The organism is Streptomyces sp. NPDC060198 (assembly GCF_042728415.1).
In the GTDB taxonomy this organism is placed as follows: Bacteria; Actinomycetota; Actinomycetes; order Streptomycetales; family Streptomycetaceae; genus Streptomyces.
Genome location: NZ_JBHWZJ010000006.1, coordinates 1 through 15,758, shown reverse-complemented (window position 1 = coordinate 15,758; position 15,758 = coordinate 1). Strand labels below are relative to the sequence as shown.

General features: G+C 70.6%; 20 protein-coding genes. 7 read left to right on the top strand and 13 right to left on the bottom strand.

Annotation, left to right across the window (positions count from 1 at the left end; genetic code table 11):
• Positions 1-337 precede the first annotated feature (337 nt).
• Positions 338-931, bottom strand: coding sequence for a nuclear transport factor 2 family protein (locus tag ACFWEP_RS02075; RefSeq protein WP_387364067.1), 594 nt, complete (start codon positions 929-931; stop codon positions 338-340).
• A 90-nt stretch (positions 932-1,021) separates the two neighbouring features.
• Between ACFWEP_RS02075 and ACFWEP_RS02070 the strand changes: the two genes are divergently transcribed.
• The gene (locus tag ACFWEP_RS02070) at positions 1,022-1,903 is read left to right on the top strand and encodes a LysR substrate-binding domain-containing protein (protein WP_387364064.1); all 882 of its coding nucleotides are present in this window, start codon (positions 1,022-1,024) and stop codon (positions 1,901-1,903) included.
• Positions 1,904-2,134: 231 nt separating this feature from the next.
• Positions 2,135-2,527 carry a peptidase inhibitor family I36 protein gene (locus tag ACFWEP_RS02065; RefSeq protein ID WP_387364062.1) on the top strand — a complete coding sequence of 131 codons (393 nt, stop codon included), beginning with the start codon at positions 2,135-2,137 and terminating at the stop codon, positions 2,525-2,527.
• A gap of 195 nt (positions 2,528-2,722) precedes the next feature.
• On the opposite strand, the gene ACFWEP_RS02060 is transcribed toward ACFWEP_RS02065, so the two are convergent.
• The 4 genes from ACFWEP_RS02060 to ACFWEP_RS02045 all read right to left on the bottom strand — a co-directional run bounded on the left by ACFWEP_RS02060 (position 2,723) and on the right by ACFWEP_RS02045 (position 4,597).
• Positions 2,723-3,238: a DinB family protein gene (locus ACFWEP_RS02060; protein WP_387364059.1), complete on the bottom strand. Its 516-nt coding sequence runs from the start codon at positions 3,236-3,238 to the stop codon at positions 2,723-2,725.
• A gap of 137 nt (positions 3,239-3,375) precedes the next feature.
• Entirely contained in the window at positions 3,376-3,573 is a 198-nt protein-coding gene (locus ACFWEP_RS02055) for a DUF397 domain-containing protein (protein WP_387364056.1), read from the bottom strand.
• Complete coding sequence (locus tag ACFWEP_RS02050) at positions 3,570-3,776, bottom strand: DUF397 domain-containing protein (protein WP_387364053.1); 207 nt, start codon at positions 3,774-3,776, stop codon at positions 3,570-3,572. Before ACFWEP_RS02050 ends, ACFWEP_RS02055 begins: the two co-directional genes overlap by 4 nt.
• Positions 3,773-4,597, bottom strand: a complete 825-nt coding sequence (locus tag ACFWEP_RS02045) for a helix-turn-helix domain-containing protein (RefSeq protein WP_387364179.1) — start codon at positions 4,595-4,597, stop codon at positions 3,773-3,775. Before ACFWEP_RS02045 ends, ACFWEP_RS02050 begins: the two co-directional genes overlap by 4 nt.
• A gap of 99 nt (positions 4,598-4,696) precedes the next feature.
• Between ACFWEP_RS02045 and ACFWEP_RS02040 the strand changes: the two genes are divergently transcribed.
• The 3 genes from ACFWEP_RS02040 (at position 4,697) to ACFWEP_RS02030 (ending at position 6,780) form a co-directional block, all read left to right on the top strand.
• Positions 4,697-5,059, top strand: a complete 363-nt coding sequence (locus ACFWEP_RS02040) for a hypothetical protein (protein ID WP_387364050.1) — start codon at positions 4,697-4,699, stop codon at positions 5,057-5,059.
• 172 nt (positions 5,060-5,231) lie between these two features.
• On the top strand, positions 5,232-6,347 hold the full coding sequence (locus tag ACFWEP_RS02035) for an ADP-ribosylglycohydrolase family protein (RefSeq protein ID WP_387364048.1): 1,116 nt from the start codon (positions 5,232-5,234) through the stop codon (positions 6,345-6,347).
• Positions 6,348-6,489: 142 nt separating this feature from the next.
• A complete protein-coding gene (locus ACFWEP_RS02030; protein WP_387364045.1) occupies positions 6,490-6,780 on the top strand; it encodes a DUF1330 domain-containing protein in 291 nt (96 codons plus the stop codon).
• A gap of 25 nt (positions 6,781-6,805) precedes the next feature.
• On the opposite strand, the gene ACFWEP_RS02025 is transcribed toward ACFWEP_RS02030, so the two are convergent.
• The 5 genes from ACFWEP_RS02025 to ACFWEP_RS02005 form a co-directional block, all read right to left on the bottom strand.
• Positions 6,806-7,993: an adenylate/guanylate cyclase domain-containing protein gene (locus ACFWEP_RS02025; protein ID WP_387364042.1), complete on the bottom strand. Its 1,188-nt coding sequence runs from the start codon at positions 7,991-7,993 to the stop codon at positions 6,806-6,808.
• Positions 7,990-8,439, bottom strand: a complete 450-nt coding sequence (locus tag ACFWEP_RS02020; protein WP_387364039.1) for a universal stress protein — start codon at positions 8,437-8,439, stop codon at positions 7,990-7,992. Before ACFWEP_RS02020 ends, ACFWEP_RS02025 begins: the two co-directional genes overlap by 4 nt.
• Positions 8,440-8,651: 212 nt before the next feature.
• Positions 8,652-9,110 (bottom strand): hypothetical protein, encoded by a 459-nt coding sequence (locus tag ACFWEP_RS02015; protein ID WP_387364036.1) that lies wholly within the window; start codon positions 9,108-9,110, stop codon positions 8,652-8,654.
• 178 nt (positions 9,111-9,288) lie between these two features.
• A complete protein-coding gene (locus ACFWEP_RS02010; RefSeq protein ID WP_387364033.1) occupies positions 9,289-9,603 on the bottom strand; it encodes a DUF2316 family protein in 315 nt (104 codons plus the stop codon).
• A 54-nt stretch (positions 9,604-9,657) separates the two neighbouring features.
• Positions 9,658-10,566 carry an aldo/keto reductase gene (locus ACFWEP_RS02005; RefSeq protein WP_387364030.1) on the bottom strand — a complete coding sequence of 303 codons (909 nt, stop codon included), beginning with the start codon at positions 10,564-10,566 and terminating at the stop codon, positions 9,658-9,660.
• 85 nt (positions 10,567-10,651) lie between these two features.
• On the opposite strand from ACFWEP_RS02005, the gene ACFWEP_RS02000 reads away from it, so the two are divergent.
• Positions 10,652-11,344, top strand: coding sequence for a TetR/AcrR family transcriptional regulator (locus ACFWEP_RS02000; RefSeq protein ID WP_387364027.1), 693 nt, complete (start codon positions 10,652-10,654; stop codon positions 11,342-11,344).
• 76 nt (positions 11,345-11,420) lie between these two features.
• A complete protein-coding gene (locus tag ACFWEP_RS01995; protein WP_387364024.1) occupies positions 11,421-11,753 on the top strand; it encodes a hypothetical protein in 333 nt (110 codons plus the stop codon).
• Between the two features lie 138 nt (positions 11,754-11,891).
• On the opposite strand, the gene ACFWEP_RS01990 is transcribed toward ACFWEP_RS01995, so the two are convergent.
• The 3 genes from ACFWEP_RS01990 to ACFWEP_RS01980 all read right to left on the bottom strand — a co-directional run bounded on the left by ACFWEP_RS01990 (position 11,892) and on the right by ACFWEP_RS01980 (position 15,644).
• Complete coding sequence (locus ACFWEP_RS01990; RefSeq protein WP_387364021.1) at positions 11,892-13,457, bottom strand: sodium:solute symporter family protein; 1,566 nt, start codon at positions 13,455-13,457, stop codon at positions 11,892-11,894.
• 850 nt (positions 13,458-14,307) lie between these two features.
• The gene (locus ACFWEP_RS01985; protein WP_387364018.1) at positions 14,308-14,514 is read right to left on the bottom strand and encodes a DUF397 domain-containing protein; all 207 of its coding nucleotides are present in this window, start codon (positions 14,512-14,514) and stop codon (positions 14,308-14,310) included.
• A 272-nt stretch (positions 14,515-14,786) separates the two neighbouring features.
• Positions 14,787-15,644 (bottom strand): helix-turn-helix domain-containing protein, encoded by an 858-nt coding sequence (locus ACFWEP_RS01980; protein WP_387364015.1) that lies wholly within the window; start codon positions 15,642-15,644, stop codon positions 14,787-14,789.
• Positions 15,645-15,758 lie beyond the last annotated feature (114 nt).

Here is a 15,758-nt window from a genome sequence, read left to right as displayed (position 1 = left end):
CGAGTGCCGGTCGCCCTGTGCGGGGTGACGGAGGCGCGGACACAATCACCGCATGATCAGACCACGCCTCCACCTGCTCACCCTGGAGCGGTACGAACTGCTGCTGACCGACTCGGCCCGTCCGGGATGCCCCTCGTGCCGGGGCGCCGGTATGGTCCCGACGGACACGGCCGCCGACAACGGCGAGTCCTGCTTCGACTTCTGCGGCTGCTGGAACCCGTACCGCCGGTGGTCCTCGCGGCGTGGCCGCTGCCCCGGCGGGTGGTGGAGCGACGGGCCAGGCAGTACGCCGAGCCTCCGTTCTGACTCGCTCGACGGCCCCGCGCCAAGGCGCCGGTCAGGCGCCGGGAGCACCGCCCAGCCAGGCGAAGGCGGATTCCTTGATGTCGCGCTCCAGGTCGCTCCCCTTGGTCGCGAACACCCGGCTCACCGGATAGCCACTGGCTTCCAGCAGGTAGGCGAGGGCCGCGTACTCCCGGGGGTGGCGGGCGACCGCCTCCGCGTCGATGTCGACGATCCCCGCGGGGAAGGTGAAGGTGCCGAAGTCGTAGACGCTCTTGCGGTCGCTGATGCGCCACATCCCGTCCCGCTTCTCCAAGCGGTCGATGAACCGGTTGTGACCGTTGCAGCCCAGCCGGAGGTCGATGTTCTCGCCGATGATGACGGCGTTGGTCTCGCTCACGGCGCGGGTGCCTTCGGCGGAGAAGGTCACCACGGGCGCGGTGATCAGGTGCTTGGTGCGGAAGGCGGAGGCCCCCATCCGGGCGGAGGCGTCCACGAACTCGTACGCCGGACCCTCGAACCAGGTGATCTCGATCCGTCCGTCGGGGTGGAAGAGACCTTTGAGGAGGTCCCACTCGCCCAGATCGCGGTGAATCCAACCGGTCATGAGGTCGGCGATGTCCTGTCGGTCCTGAATCGTCACGTTCATGCGTCCAGTTTTCGCCACGAAGGGCGATAGGTCCAACCGAAAGATACGATCGATTGAGTGGTCGGAACGATGGACGGACGGAGGTGAACGGTGGAGCTGAGGCACTTGCGCTACTTCGTCGCCGTCGCCGACGAGCGTCACTTCGGCCGGGCCGCGGACCTGATGCACGTCACGCAGTCCACCCTCAGCGCCCAGGTGCAGGCCCTGGAGCGCGAGGTGGGCGGACGCCTGTTCAGCCGGACGAGCCGTCGCGTCGAACTGACCGAGGCCGGTGAGCAGCTGCTGCCCGAGGCCCGCCGCGCCCTCGCCCAGGCCGACCGGGCCCTCCAGGCCGCCCGGTGGTCGGTGCGCGGCGAGACGGGAGCGGTGCGGATCGGATTCTCCGGCGTGGCGGCCCTCCAGGGCGTCCTCTCCGAGGACCTGCGCGGCTTCCGCAGGGCGCGCCCCCGCGTCGGCCTCTCCCTGACCGAGCTGCCGCCCGCCGCCCAGGTTCAAGGGGTGCGGGACGGTTCGCTCGACATCGGCTACTGCCCCGACCTCGGCCTCGCCGACACGGACGGCCTGCGCGTCGTCCGGCGCGCCCTCACCCCGATGTCCGTCGCCGTGCGCTCCGACCACGAACTGGCGTCTCGCGCCTCGGTGACCACCGCCGACGTGAGGGCACACGACCTCATCGTCTTCGCGAGCAGGGAGGAGGACGAGACCGTCCTCGCCCGGCTCTGGCCCGGCCCCGTGGAGGACCGCTCCGGAGTCCGCCTGGTCGGCAGCACCCTCGGCGTCCTCGCCCTCGCGGCAGCGGGGGAGGGGGTGGCCCTCGTCCCCACGGCCACGGAGCGCATCACCCTGCCCGGTCTCGTCTACCGGCCGCTGCGTGACGCACCGGCCGGTCCGGACCTGCTGGTCCTCGGCCGGCACGACGAGACGTCGGGAGCGGTCCGCGCCTACCTCGACACCGTCCCCCGGCCATCCTGACGACAGCGGGTTCCACCGGAGTCGCGGCGGCGCGCAGTGGTGGAGCCGGTCGGTAGGAGCCCTTGGTGCCGTCGAGCGGATCCCGTCCCTTCCGCGGCAGTGAGCAACGTCATCTCTGTCGACCAGACGCGCGTGGGAACCGTCTGCGTGCCCAATGTCATCCAAAGTGGCGACAGTTGGACTCGGCGACCACGACCGCGCGTCCACGGGCGACAACGGGAACGGACCTTCATGAAACTGGCAGTCAGAACCGCAGCGGTAGGGGCGGTCCTCGCGGCCACCGCCGTGCTGGTGGCTCCGGGAACCGCATTGGCCGATGACCCCAAGGACGGAGGCGTGGCCCGCTGCGCGGAGGGCAAGGTCTGCCTCTTCGACGGCCCCAGCCTCACCGGGGACGTCCTGCAGCTCGATGCGGTGGACAACCGCAACATCGGATCGGCGTGGAACGACCGGGCGGGCTCGCTGTGGAACCGCAGCAACCTCAATGTGTGCATCTGGACCGACGCCGACTTCCGCGGCCTCAACTGGATCATCGAGCCGGGTAACAAGCAGGAACTCTGGGCTCTCTACGACAATTCGGTGACCAGCATCGAGGCCCATCCCGGCTACGGCTGCGGGGGCTGAGCCGGCGGGACGGGCCCGTCCCGCCGTCCACCTGCGGTGGAGTGAGGGTGGCGGGGCAGGGCCGGATGGTGTCCGCCGCCCGTCCTCGGCCCGGTGCGGCAGAACGTGGACCCGTCCTTCGTGGAAGCCCCCCCTCGGGTGTGCGGAGTAGCGGCTTCGCCGTCAACCTGAGGAGCGTTCACGGCATGCGCCGGGTCAGTAGTAGCCCTTGGTGCCGTCGAGCAGCTCCCGGACGATGTCGGCGTGCCCCGCGTGCCGCCCCGTCTCCTCGACCAGGTGGATCAGCATCCAGCGGAGGTTGGCGCCGGCCGAGCGGAAGCCCGTGTGGCGGCCGATGTCGTCCAGGGAGGCCGCGGCGACGATCTCGTTGCTGCGCACGCACTGGGCCTCGTACTCAGCGAGCAACTCGGCGAGCGGACGGCCGTCGGTCCGCCAGTCGGCGTCCTCGTCCGTCTCATGGAACGAGGGGTTCCCCGTCTCGTCACCGCCGAGGAACAGCACCTCCAGCCAGGTGTGCTCGGTCCAGCGCATGTGGGAGACGAGACCTGCCATCGTCATGAGCGGCGAGGTCGGGAGGACCGTGCGGTGCGCGTCCTCGTCGCTGAGGCCCTCGCACTTCCAGCGCAGGATCTGGCGCTGCAGGTCCAACCAGCCGATCAGTACGGTGCGTTCGTCGGCCTGGAGCGGGGGGCGTTTCAGTTGGGATGTCATAGCGGCGCACGCTACCGGGGTGGTGGGAAAGCGCCACCGGATTTTTGCGGGCCGCGGAACGGGTCCGGGCCGGCCGTCGCCCGGGGCGCGAGCGGATGCCCGTGCCCCGGGCCGCGTGGTACGACCGGTTTCCCGGTTCAGCGGCCGGCGGCGAAGGCGACGAACTCCGCCCAGGCGGAAGCGGTGATGAGGAGCGCGGGCCCGGTGGGGTTCTTGCTGTCGCGGACGGGGACGAGGCCGGGGAAGTCGTCGGAGACTTCGAGGCAGTTGTTGGCCCCGCCGTCGCTGAAAGATGACTTGCGCCAGTGGGCTGGGTAGAGATCGGCTGCGGTCATCTCGTGTCCTCACGGACCACGTTGACGAATGCCGTCCACGCGCGGGCGCTGATGGTGAGCACCGGTCCGGCGGGGTTCTTGCTGTCGCGGACGGGGACGAGGCCGGGGAAGTCGTCAGAGACTTCGAGACAGTTCGTCTGTCCGCCATCGCTGAAGGTGGACTTGCGCCAAGTGACAGTCGAGAGGTCGATCGTGCGGTTCATGGTTGATGCTCCTCCAAGACGCCCCGAATGAACGCCAGCGACTCCGCTGGGGAAAGGGCCAGATCGCGGACACGATCGTAGGACAGCCGATAGTTGGTCACCTTGTCTGGCTCGTCGACCAACTCGCCGGTGCCGTTGCCCTCGACGTAGGCAACGGAAGTTCCGTCCGGCTCCCAAAGGACCGAGAGATGACTGCCCATGAGGCCGTGCACGCCCGCCGAGAACGGCAATACCTGGAGGACGACGTCGGGAAAACGGCAGACTTCAAGCAGGTGATCCAACTGGGACTGCCATGCCTTCGCGTCCACCGTCGGCCTGCGCAGCGCCACCTCGTCCAGGATCAGTCGCACGTGGGGTGCCGGGGTTCGATGCAGGATCTCCTGACGGCTCATGCGGGCCGCCACCTGCTCCTCGACCAATTCGACGTTGCCGCTCGAAGTCTGCGCCGCAGACAGCACCTCCCGGGCGTACTCCTCGGTCTGAAAGAGCCCGGGAATGGCGAGCTGGAACATCCACATGATGCGGGCCCGGCTCTCCAGCCGCATGAACTCCTTGTACTTGTCCTTGAAGACTTCCCTCCGCGCCACCTTCCATAATCCCTGGAGCAGCTCCCCGCTCGCGTAGTACCGGTCGAGGTCCTGCATCACCTCCAGCTTGGAGAGCCGCTGGCCGACCTCAAGGCGGTACAGGTAGCTCTTGTCGTAGCGGGTCTCCTCGGCGAGCTGTCCCAGGGACTTGCCGGCCTTCTCCCTGAGGTAGCGCAGTGTGCGGCCGAGCGCGGCGCGGCCCGACTCCTCGTCCACGTCGACCGGTTCGGCCATCGTGGTCCTCCCGTTGTCCTGTGCGCGGGCAATCGTGTGCTGCTTCCGAGGGTAGGTCGCGGCGGTGATCATCGAGTCACGAACGGTGAGCATCACCCGATGGAAGTCACCCCGAGTCACTGCGTCTGCGAGGCACCCGTCATGGCCGATTCCCAGTTCCGTCTGCTGCCCTGGAACTCCCCCGAGGGCAGGCGGTGTTATCTCAGCACCGACGACCCCGACAGCCGGATGTCGCGGCTGGCCGACGACGTGGAGGCCGAGCTCGTCGCCTGCGGGGAGGACGTGCTCGCCGGGGCGCGGGAGGTACTGGCGGACGAGTCGGCGGGGGAGGTGGCCGTACGGTTCGCGCTCCGGGCGGCCACCGACTCGCTGCGGGACGTGCTGCTGGTGGCGGAGTGCCGGGAGGGGCGGCCCCCGTTGGCCTGGATGGTCGGTGGGACGAGTCCGGGACCCCGGCGGTGAGGGGATCGGTCGCAGGACGGCCGGTCCCTGTTCGTACGGGAAAACCCTGATGAATGCCGTTCAAAAGTGATCTCCAGAGCTACTCCGTACATACCGTTCCGGCCCTGAATCAGTCGTTCCCGTTCTATTACAGTGCTGCCGGAGCCGTACCGACGGTAGGGGGACTGGCCGGATGACCATCGGGACCACAGCTGTCTGGGGCCGTGTGGAACAGCAGGACTTCCGCAGCCGGGTACGGGGTGCGCTGCTGGGCGCGGCGCTCGGGGACGCCCTCGGGGCGGCCGTCACTCCGCTCACGCTGGAGGAGATCCGGGAGGCCCACGGGGTCGGCGGGGTCGCGGACTTCGTACCGGTGGACGGACGGCGGGGCGGTGTCACGGCGGTCACCCAGCTGACGCTGTTCACCGTGGACGGGCTGATACGGGCGCAGGTGCGGCGCGACACGGGCGCCTGGCACCCGCCGACCGACGTGTACCGGGCCCATCTGCGGTGGGCGGCGACCCAGCGCGACTGGGGCCCCGACGAGCGGCGCGAGGGTGACGGCTGGCTCGCGCGTGAGGAGTGGCTGTACGCCCGCCGCGCCCCCGCCCGGTCCTGCCTGCACGGCTTCGGCGACACCACCATGGGCACCCTGGAGCGGCCGAGGAACCCGGACGCCCGCGACTCCGCCGCGCTGACCCGGTCCGCGCCCTTCGGGCTGCTCGCGGGCTGGGAACCGCAGCTGGTGTGCCAGCTGGCCGTGGAGTGCGCGGCGCAGAGCCACGGGCATGCCACCGCCCAACTGGCAGCGGGAGCCTTCGCGGTGGTGGTGCACGGACTGGCCCGGCGGGACACGCTGGACGGGTCGGTGCAGCGGGCGCTGGCGCTGCTCGCGGAACGCCCGGGCCACGAGCCCGTCACCGAGGCGGTGCGCCGGGCCCTCGGAGCCGTACGACAGGGCATTCCCGGGCCGGCGCTGATCGAGTCGCTGGGGGCGGAGGACTCGGCGGAGGAGGTGCTCGCGGTGGGGCTGTACTGCGCGCTCGTCGGCGAGGACGTACGCCACGGGCTCCGGCTGGCCGTGAACCACGGCGGGCCGTCCTCGCCCGCCGCGGCGGTCTGCGGGGCGCTGCTGGGCGCGCTGCACGGCGAGACGGCTCTGCCGCCGTCCTGGCTCGCCGAGATCGAGGGCCGGGCCACCCTCCTGGAACTCGCCGACGACTTCGCGATGGAGATGACCCAGGGCCCTGCGCTGCACAACGCGACCGCCGCGTCACCGGGTTGGATCGCCCGGTATCCGAGGGCGTGACCCGACCGGGCCGCAGGGGCCGAGAAGGCCGCGGGCGCTGCACGGGGTGTGCGTCGGGCGTCGACCGGTACGCCCAACACGACTGTCCGGCAGCCCTATTGGGGTGGATCACGGACGCGTGAGCGGCATAGGGTCGGCCTCCATGACCGCCTACGTGATCGCAGACGTGCAGTTGACCGGCAACGCGGACGAACTCGCCGAGTACCGGTCCGAAGTGGTGGCGACCCTCGCGCCCTACGGTGGCCGCTACCTGGCCCGGGGCGGTGAGACCGATGTCGTCGAGGGTGACTGGAACCCCGGGCAGCTGGTCCTCGTGGAGTTCCCGGACCTGGCCTCCGCGCGAGCCTGGAACGACTCGGCGGAGTACCGGGCGATCGCACCGCTGCGCATCCGGAACACGGACAGCAAGAGGCTGATCGTCCAGGGGCTCTGACCCCGGGGCCGGAGGCCGGACCGGTTCAGTCCTCCCGGGCCCGCCCGCGCGGACGGGCGGACCGCAGCAGCACCGGCCGGAGCCTGCTGTAACCGCGCACGGAGACCGGCCGCAGCGACCGGAGTTCGTACCCGGGCAGGCCCGCGAGCTCCCCGGCCAGCTCGGTGTTGACGAGCACGGTGTCGGGGCGGGCCACCGCGGTGAGCCGGGCGGCGACGTTCACGGCCGCGCCGTAGACGTCGCCGTAGCGACTGAGTACGGCTCCGTGGGCGAGCCCGGTACGCACCTGCGGGAGCCGCGGTTCGGCCGCCGCGCGGGCGGTGAGTTCCAGGGCCGTGTCCGCGGCCTCGGACGCCGACTCGCAGACGAAGAGCACCTCGTCACCGATGGTTTTCACCACCCGGCCTCCGCCCTCGGCGACCACGTCCCCGGTGAGGCTCTCGAACAGGTCCAGGACGCGGACGAGTTCGGCGTTGCCGAGGCCCCGGGTCATCCGCGTGTAGCCGACCATGTCGGTGAAGCCGACCGCCCGGTCGCGGACCTCGGCACCCTCGTACGGCGGCACCGGGCCGCCCTCCGCCACTGCCTCGAAGTCGGGCTCCCCCACCCCGGACCCGGCCCGCGCGGCCTCCTGGGCCTCGGCGGCCTCGGCCAGGACGCGTTCCGCGTACGCGGCGAGGTGCCGCCGCCACACGTGTTGCTGCAACTGCTCCATCTCCGGCAGCAGGGTCGCGGCGTGGGTCATCAACTTGCCGCCGTCCAGGGTGAACTCGGACTCCCGGTTGATCCAGGACCAGAGGGTGCCCACCTCCCACTCGGCCAGCCGGGAGAGATGGTGGCCCAGGGCGCGGGCCATCATGATCTCGCTCTCCTCGGTGATGAGGCCGGCCGCAATGAGCCGTTCGCCCGCGCGGAGTGCCTCCACGTCGGCTTCGGTGAAGACCCGCGCGTCCTCGTCGACCATCGGGAAGCCGAGCGCGCGCCAGATCTGCGCGGTGCGCCCGGCCCCGACCCCGGACCGCTCGGCCATCTCCTGCCGCGTCCAGACGCGACCACCTCCGAGCAGCACCTCCTCGATGGCCCGGCCGAGTTCGGCGACCCCGAAGAGGCCGGCCACCTCGGCGGCGGGCTGCCCACCGGCGCGTAACGGCTCGGGTGCTCCGGCAGGCGCGCCCGGCTCCGGTCCGCCGGCTTCCGGCCCCGTCGCGCTCATGTGGTGTGCACGATCAGCACGTCGAGCGGGGCCTTGCGGGCGATGTCCGCGGGTACGGAGCCGAGGATGCGGCCGGCGAGCGAGCGCAGTCCCTTGTTGCCGACGACCAGCAGATCGGCCGAGACCTTCAGGGCGGTCCGGGTGAGGGCGGCGACCGGCTCGTCCTCCACCGCGATCGTCCGCACGGAGTCGGCGCCCTGCGCCCTGGCCCGGTCGGCCGCGATGCGCAAAGTGGTCTCGGCGGGTGCCGAACCCACCACCTGATACGCCTCGGCCTTCAACTGATCTTCTGCTGCTCGGAGTTCGTGACCGCGCATGGGTATGTACGCGCAGACGACGACGAGTTCGGCCGCGCTGTCGGCGGCGAGCCGGGCCGCCTTCTCGACCGCCGCCAACGACGACTCCGAACCGTCCGTACCGACCATGACCGTGCGGTAGGCGCCCACGTCAAACTCCTTACTCCGCAGTAAACTTACTGAAAAGTAAGGTAAAGGGGAGCCGGTCCGCCGGGCAAGGGGCGGGCGGTGTGCGGGACGGGTGATGTGCCGCACGTGCCGCGCCGGTCATGGCCGTGCCGGTCGCGGTCCCGCCGGTCATGGCCGTGCCGGTCGTGGCCGTGCCGGTCATGGGTGCCGGTCATGCTCGTGGCGGTGGTCCGTCACGCCGGGGGAGCGTAGGTCTTCCGGCCGGAGTACACCCACGCGGCGGACTTCCAGGCCCCCAGCCGGAGCCTCAGGCTGCTGTTCCGCGGCAGCGTCCCGGCCAGGGCGATGACGTTGTACCCGGTACGGGAGTGGGAGCACTGCGACTCGGGGGAGTCCTTCCACTTCTCGCTCGTCCCGCCGTACTGGAGCCGGGCCGTGAACCGGGTGGCCGTGCGGCAGCGGGCCGTCAGCCGCCCCTTGAGGGTGTAGGTGCGGTTTCCGGTCCCGCTCCAGGACAGGTGGCCGCTGAAGCTCAGGACCGCCGAGGTGTCGCCCCGGCGGACCTGGAACTCCACCGGCTGCTCGGCGGGAGCGGCGCGCATACCGGAGATGGCGGGGGTGGCCGCCGCGGTGGCCGGCACCGGGACCAGTAGTGCGGCGGCGACCAGGGCGGCGGTGCGGGCAGCGTGCACGGGGCGAGGTCCTCTCGAAGATCACGAACAGATCGGGATCTTCCTACCGGCCCACCGGGCCCGGCCGGGCGGAGGAGCCCGCACCTCTCACCCGGATGGACTTCACATCACCCGTGCGGGGCCGGGCCAGGCTCTTTCCCATGCCCCGGGAGTGGCCCCCTCCGGCCCCGCGTGCCCGTCATCGCGGGGTGAAATCGTGTCGCGGGGCTTCCCGCAGCGTGAACCACGCGCGGGCCGCCAGGCGGGCGCGGCCCGTCAGTACGGTGAAGGGGGCGGGCCGCCCGCCCGCGTCCCGTACCGCCTGATCGAGGTAGTCGCGCAGCCGCCACACCTCCACCGGGTCGGTCCGTTCCGTGACGTCGAGGGTCCGTCGCACCTCTTCCGGCGTGACGCCCAGGTCGGCCGCGACCTCTTCGGCGGTAAGGCCGCACAGTGCGAGGTTCTTCCGCAACTCCTCTTCCGTGCGACGGCGTTCGGACTCGTTGAGGGACATGGCGCTGTCTCGCTCCGGTCGGCTCGTGGGGTCGGGGGGCTGCGCGGACCGCCTTCAGCGGGTCGGGACCGCGTCCAGAGTGGCGAGGGCCTGCGCGTCGAGGGTGATCGTCCCGGTGGCCACGTTCGCCTCCAGGTGCCCGGCGTTCGCCGTGCCGGGGATGAGCAGCACGTTCGGGGCGTGGTGGAGCAGCCAGGACAGGCCGGTCTGGGCCGGGGTGCGGCCCAGCGACTCGGCGACCGTGAGAACAGCCGACTCGTCGGTCACCTTCGGCATGCCGGGGAAGGCGCTGCCGAGCGGGAAGTACGGCACCCAGGCGATGTTTTCCGCGACACAGAGCCGGAGCATCTCCTCGTCGTCACGGGCGACCAGGCTGTACGCGTTCTGCACGCAGACGGGACCTGCGGGGAGCGCCCGGCGCAGTTCGTCGATGCCGACATGGCTGACGCCGATCGCGTCGATCTTGCCCTCGTCGCGCAGGGCGGTCATGACGGCGAGCTGGTCGTCGATGTCGACCACCTGGTCGCCCTCCGCGATCAGGCCGGGCGCGCGGGAGGCGCGGCGCAGGTTGACCACCGGAATCCGGTCGAGGCCGAGGCTCTTGAGATTGTCCTCGACGGAGGCCCGGAGCTCCTCGGGCTTCTGGGCGAGACGCATCGGGTGCGGGCCGCCGGAGTGGGGCGTGGCGCCGACCTTGCTGACGACGGTGACGCCGTCCTCGGGCCGGAGTGCCTCGCGCAGCACGTCGTTGGCGAAGCCGTCCCCGTAGAACTGGGCGGTGTCGATGTGGTCCACGCCGAGCTCGACCGCCCGGCGCACGACGGCGAGGGCGGCGGCCCGGTCGTCCCGGAGCCGGGGGAGCTGCATGGCGCCGAAGCCGATGCGGGAGACGGTGAGCGCGCCGAGCCGGCCGGCCCCTCCGGCGCGGGGAACGCCGGTGGCTGTGGTGTCCGTGTTCGTCATGAGGTCATCCCGTTCTCGTGGGAGGATGAGTAAACGGAGGAGCCTCCGCTAAGTCGACCGTAACACTACCGGAGGTTCCTCCGCTTTGAATGCTGCCGATACCCCCGACACCCCCGGGGCCCCCGACACCCCCGACACTCCCGGGGCCCCCGGGGCCCCCGCCGACCCCTCCGGTCCCGCCTCGCGGTCCGCCGCGTCCCGCCCCGCCCGCGCCGACGCCCGCCGCAACCGCGAGAAGCTCGTCGCCGCCGCCCGTACGGCGTTCGCGGCGGCCGACGACACCGTCCCGCTGGAGACCGTCGCCCGCGCGGCGGGCGTCGGTATCGGCACTCTGTACCGGCACTTCCCCACCCGGGAGGCGCTGGTGGAGGCCGTCTTCGCCGCCGAACTCGACGCCGTCACCGAAAGCGCCGACGAACTGCTCGGCACACTCCCGCCCGAGGCCGCACTGCGCGCCTGGATGGACCGGTACGCGGAGTTCGTCGCGGCCAAGAGCGGCATGATGGGCACCCTCCGCTCCGGCTGGGCATCCGGGGCCATCGCCACCCCGGCCACCCGGGAGCGCCTCACCGCGGCCGTCGCGACCCTGCTCGCGGCGGGCGTGCGCACCGGTTCGCTCCGCGCGGACGTCGATCCCGACGACGTCACGTCCATGGTCTTCGGCGTCTTCCACGCGGTGGCCATCGGCGACACCCCGGAACGCACCGGCCGGGTCCTCGACCTCGTCGTGGACGCGCTGCGCCCGCGCGGCGGCCCAGCGGTCGGGGCGGAGAGTTGAGACGGGTCCCGTACCCCGGCAGCCGGTCACCGGCGGTGCGCGAGGCGCTCGCAGTGGTACGCCCGGTGGCGGCGGCATGACCCGCCAGGGCGACGCCGCCCGGAGGTACGCCGAGGAGCTGGACTACCTCGTCCGGTACTGCCGGACCTCCGCGGTCTACCTCTTCCTCGTGCACGACGCGGCGGAGTCGCTCGCGCCCGAAGGATCGGGCGAGGAAGTTGTCCGGGCGCTCACCTTGCGGCTGATCGACTCCGGGGTCCAGGTCGGCGGCATGAGTCCCCGGGAGGGCGAGGGGGTCGTCCCGTGGGGCATTCCCCGCGAGGCCGCACTGCGCCGCATCGACGCCGAGATGCGGAAGCACGACGACGCGGGGGAGCTCTTCGCCTTCTGCTGGTTCGCCTCTGTTTGAGAGCCTCCGCGCGGGGCCCGTCGCGTCGCGCACGGGCCGGTGGCTCCCGGTGGTGACCGCCTTTCGGCGGGCACCGGGGAACCACCGGCCCTGTGCGTACGTGCGTGTCGCGGCGCCCGCGCGCCCCGGGGCGGGGCGTCAGTCCCGGACCGGGGCGGTGTCGGCGGCCGGGCCGCCCTGGGCCGGGAGGGACGCGGCGGCCGAGCCGTCGTCGCCGTCCTCGTTGATGCGGGCGAGGACCGCGTCGCGCTCGGGGGTGTCCTCCGGCTTCACGAATCCGATCGCGATGTACAGGATCAGCGACACCGCGAGCGGCACCGAGACCTGGTACTGGAGCGGGACACCGCCGTCCACGGCCCAGTTGATCGGATAGTTGACCAGCCAGAACGCGAGCAGCCCCATCGCCCAGCTGACCAGCGCCGCGGTCGGCCCGGACTTCCGGAACGTACGCAGCAGGCCGAGCATGAACGGGATGGCGATCGGGCCCATCAGGCCGGCGACCCACTTGATGACGACGGTGATGATGTCCTTGAAGGTCGGAGAGCTGACCTGCGTGGCGACCGCCATCGACAGCGCGAGGAAGGTGATCGTGGTCCAGCGGGCCGCCATCAGGCCGACGCGCTCGTTCCAGCCGCGCGCCGCCTTGGAGAGGGTCGGCGCGATGTCACGGGTGAAGACGGCGGCGATGGCGTTGGCGTCCGAGGAGCACATGGCCATCGTGTGCGAGAAGAAGCCGACGATCACCAGGCCCAACAGGCCGTGCGGCAGAAGCTGTTCCGTCATCAGGGCGTAGCTGTCCGAGGCGTCCGGCTTCTGCGCGTGCACGAGCAGCGGGGCGCACCACATCGGGAAGAACAGCACGACGGGCCAGACGAACCACAGGACGGCGGAGAGGCGGGCCGAACGCGTCGCGGAGCGCGCCGAGTCGGTGGCCATGTACCGCTGCGCCTGGTTCCACATGCCGCCGTTGTACTCGAAGGTCTTGATGAAGAGGAACGCCAGCAGGAACGTCACGGTGTACGGACCGGCGGTCGGGTCGGCGTGACCCTCGGGGAGCTTGTCCCAGACCGTCCAGAGGGTGGAGAAGCCGTCCAGCTTGCCCATCACGGCGATCAGCATCGCGAGTCCGGCGCAGAGCTGGATGACGAACTGCCCCAGCTCGGTGAGCGCGTCGGCCCACAGCCCGCCGACCGTGCAGTAAATGGCGGTCACCACACCGGTGATGAGGATGCCCTGGGTGATGGTGAGCCCGGTGAAGACGGAGAGCAGGGTGGCGATGGCGGCCCACTTGGCGCCGACGTCCACGATCTTCAGCAGCAGACCGGACCAGGCGAGAGCCTGCTGGGTCTCCACGTTGTAGCGGTTCTTCAGGTACTCCAGCGGCGACGCGACCCGCAGCCGCGAGCGCAGCCGGTTGAGCCGGGGCGCGAAGAGCTTCGCGCCGATGAAGATGCCGATGGCGATCGGGAGCGACCACGTGACGAAGGAGGTGACCCCGTACGTGTAGGCGATGCCGGCGTAGCCGGTGAACATCACCGCGCTGTACCCCGACATGTGGTGCGAGATGCCGGACAGCCACCACGGCATCTTCCCGCCGGCCGTGAAGAAGTCGCCGACGGTGTCCACGCGCTTGTGCGACCAGAGTCCGATCGCGACCATCACACCGAAGTATCCGATGAGTACGGTCCAGTCGAGACTGTTCATGTACCCCTCCAGGGGTCCGCCTTGTGAACGGGAACGCTCTTCGTCAGTACGGCCGTTCAGCGGTACCCCGCGCGGGTAACGGGGACTTGGGGGATTGAACCGCCTCTTCAAGGGCGGGGTCAAGGGATAAGCGGTCATGAGTGTGAACGCAGATCAGCACTCCGAACAGTTTTACTTGTTCTTGACCTAGTGGGTCGTTGTGCGGAAGTGATGGGGGCCACACGATGGGCGGGCACTTCGTCAGGCTGTCCGAACCATTGAACGCAGGCGTCGCGCGCGACGCGGGGGAACGTGGGCGACACGGGCGGGCGCAGGCGGCGCGGGCGCGTGCCGATTCGGAGACGCGTACCGCATCGAGGGTGCGTGCCGATTCCGGTGGGGCGTCAACCGCCGCGCTGCCGACCGTGGTTCGCATCCGCGCCGCCGCCGCTGACCGTCGTCGGCGCACACGCAGCAAGACCGCACGGGATGCGGGTCCCGTGCGGTCGAGGAGGGGGGAACTTGGTCGGTCGACATCCGGCGGTGCCGGAGCGTGGCCGGGGCGGCGGCCGGTTCCCGCCCGAGTGTGCCGACGGTCGTACCGTGCGGCGATGTCCGTGCTGTTGGCGCTGTTCGTGATGTTCGTACAGTCAATGCGGTCCGTGCTGTCCGTACGCCGTTCTGGGCGGCCGGGGCGGATGGACGCCCCCGGACCGCCGTGCGGCGCACCGGTGGTGCGCGTGCCGCTCGATCCGCCCCGTTCGGTCACTCCGCGCGAAGCGGGGGCGCCGAACCCTCTCGGCCAGGACGGCGGGCCGGTCGAGAGGGCTGGGCGGACGGCACGGAAACGGACCGGAGGAACTCACCGGTCTCAGACGTCGAGCGTGCGCTCCGCGACGTTCCGCACGAACGCGTTCCAGGCGCCGGGCACGAAGGTGATCGAGGGGCCCTCGGTCACCTTCGAGTCGCGGACCGCGATGGAGAGCGCGACAGGGGACTTGACCTCGACGCAGGCGCCGTTGCCGCCGGAGTACGACGACTTGGTCCACATGTCCGTAGCACCCTGGAAGATAGCCATGTTCACTCCGGTTTCGATGAGTTGATCGTGAGCCTCGCACCAGACTGCTTTCAGCTGGCGTGATCGACGCTACTCGCCAACTCCCTCGGCTGAAGATGCCGTTCACTCGACCGGATGGCAATTGCCATTGAACTCTTACCTCGTGAGGTGGCGACGGTGTATCGTGCCGTCGCCCCTCGCGTCACATCGTTGCATGTCGCACATGACCCGCTAAAGCCGGGTGGCCGGTTCACATCCCTGCGATCAGGGGAGTTGGCCCCGCTTCCGCCCGATCAGTCCGTGTACTTCTTCGCGACCTCGCCGATGAACTGCCGGCTCTGCTCGACGTTGAGCGCCTGGGCCCGGAGGTGCTCGTACATGACGCTGTACCGCTGCACGTCGTTCGCCTTCTCCAGGTAGAGGTCGCTGGTGACGCCCTCGATGTAGACCACGCTGGAGTCGGCCGTGTCGGGGAACTCCAGGATGGCGTACTGCCCGTTGATTCCCGGATGCGCGCCCATGTCGAACGGCAGCACCTGCACCGTCACGTGCGGCAGCTTCGAGCAGGCGACGAGGTGCTCCAGCTGCTCGATCATCACCTGCTTGTCGCCGACCGTCCGGTGCAGCGCCGATTCGTCTATGACGACCCACAGCCGCAACGGCCGTTCGGGGTCGTTGATCCGGTCCTGGCGCCGGGCCCGGACGTTCACCCGCTTCTCGATGTCGGCCGGCGGCGCCTCGGGCAGTGCGCCCGTGATCAGCGCCTCGGAGTAGGCCCGCGTCTGGAGCAGGCCCGGAATGACCTGGGGCTCGTATCCGCGCAGCGACTCGGCGTCGGTCTCCAGACCGATGTAGACGCTGTACGGGATGTCGCCGAACGCGTGCCACCAGCCCTGCTGACGCGAGTCCTTCGCCATCTGCATGAGGGAGTCGACGATGCGGTGGTCCGCGACCTCGTAGACCCCGCAGAGGTCGCGGACGTCACGCTGGCTGATGGAACGGCGGCCGTTCTCCAGCCGGCTGATCTTCGACTGGGAGACCAGCAGGCGGTCGGCCACCTCTTCGGCGGTCATGCCTTTTTGCTCGCGCAGGCGGCGCAACTCCTGGCCCAGCCGACGTCGCCTGACGGTGGGATTGACGGTGGACGGCACGGAAACGGCACCTCCGGCTGTGTTGCTGTGCGTATCTACTTCTCAGCAGATTGCCACCCTTGGCCCTCGCTTCGCTGGGAAACGGGGAACGCAAGCACGCGGGGCAGCCGGAAG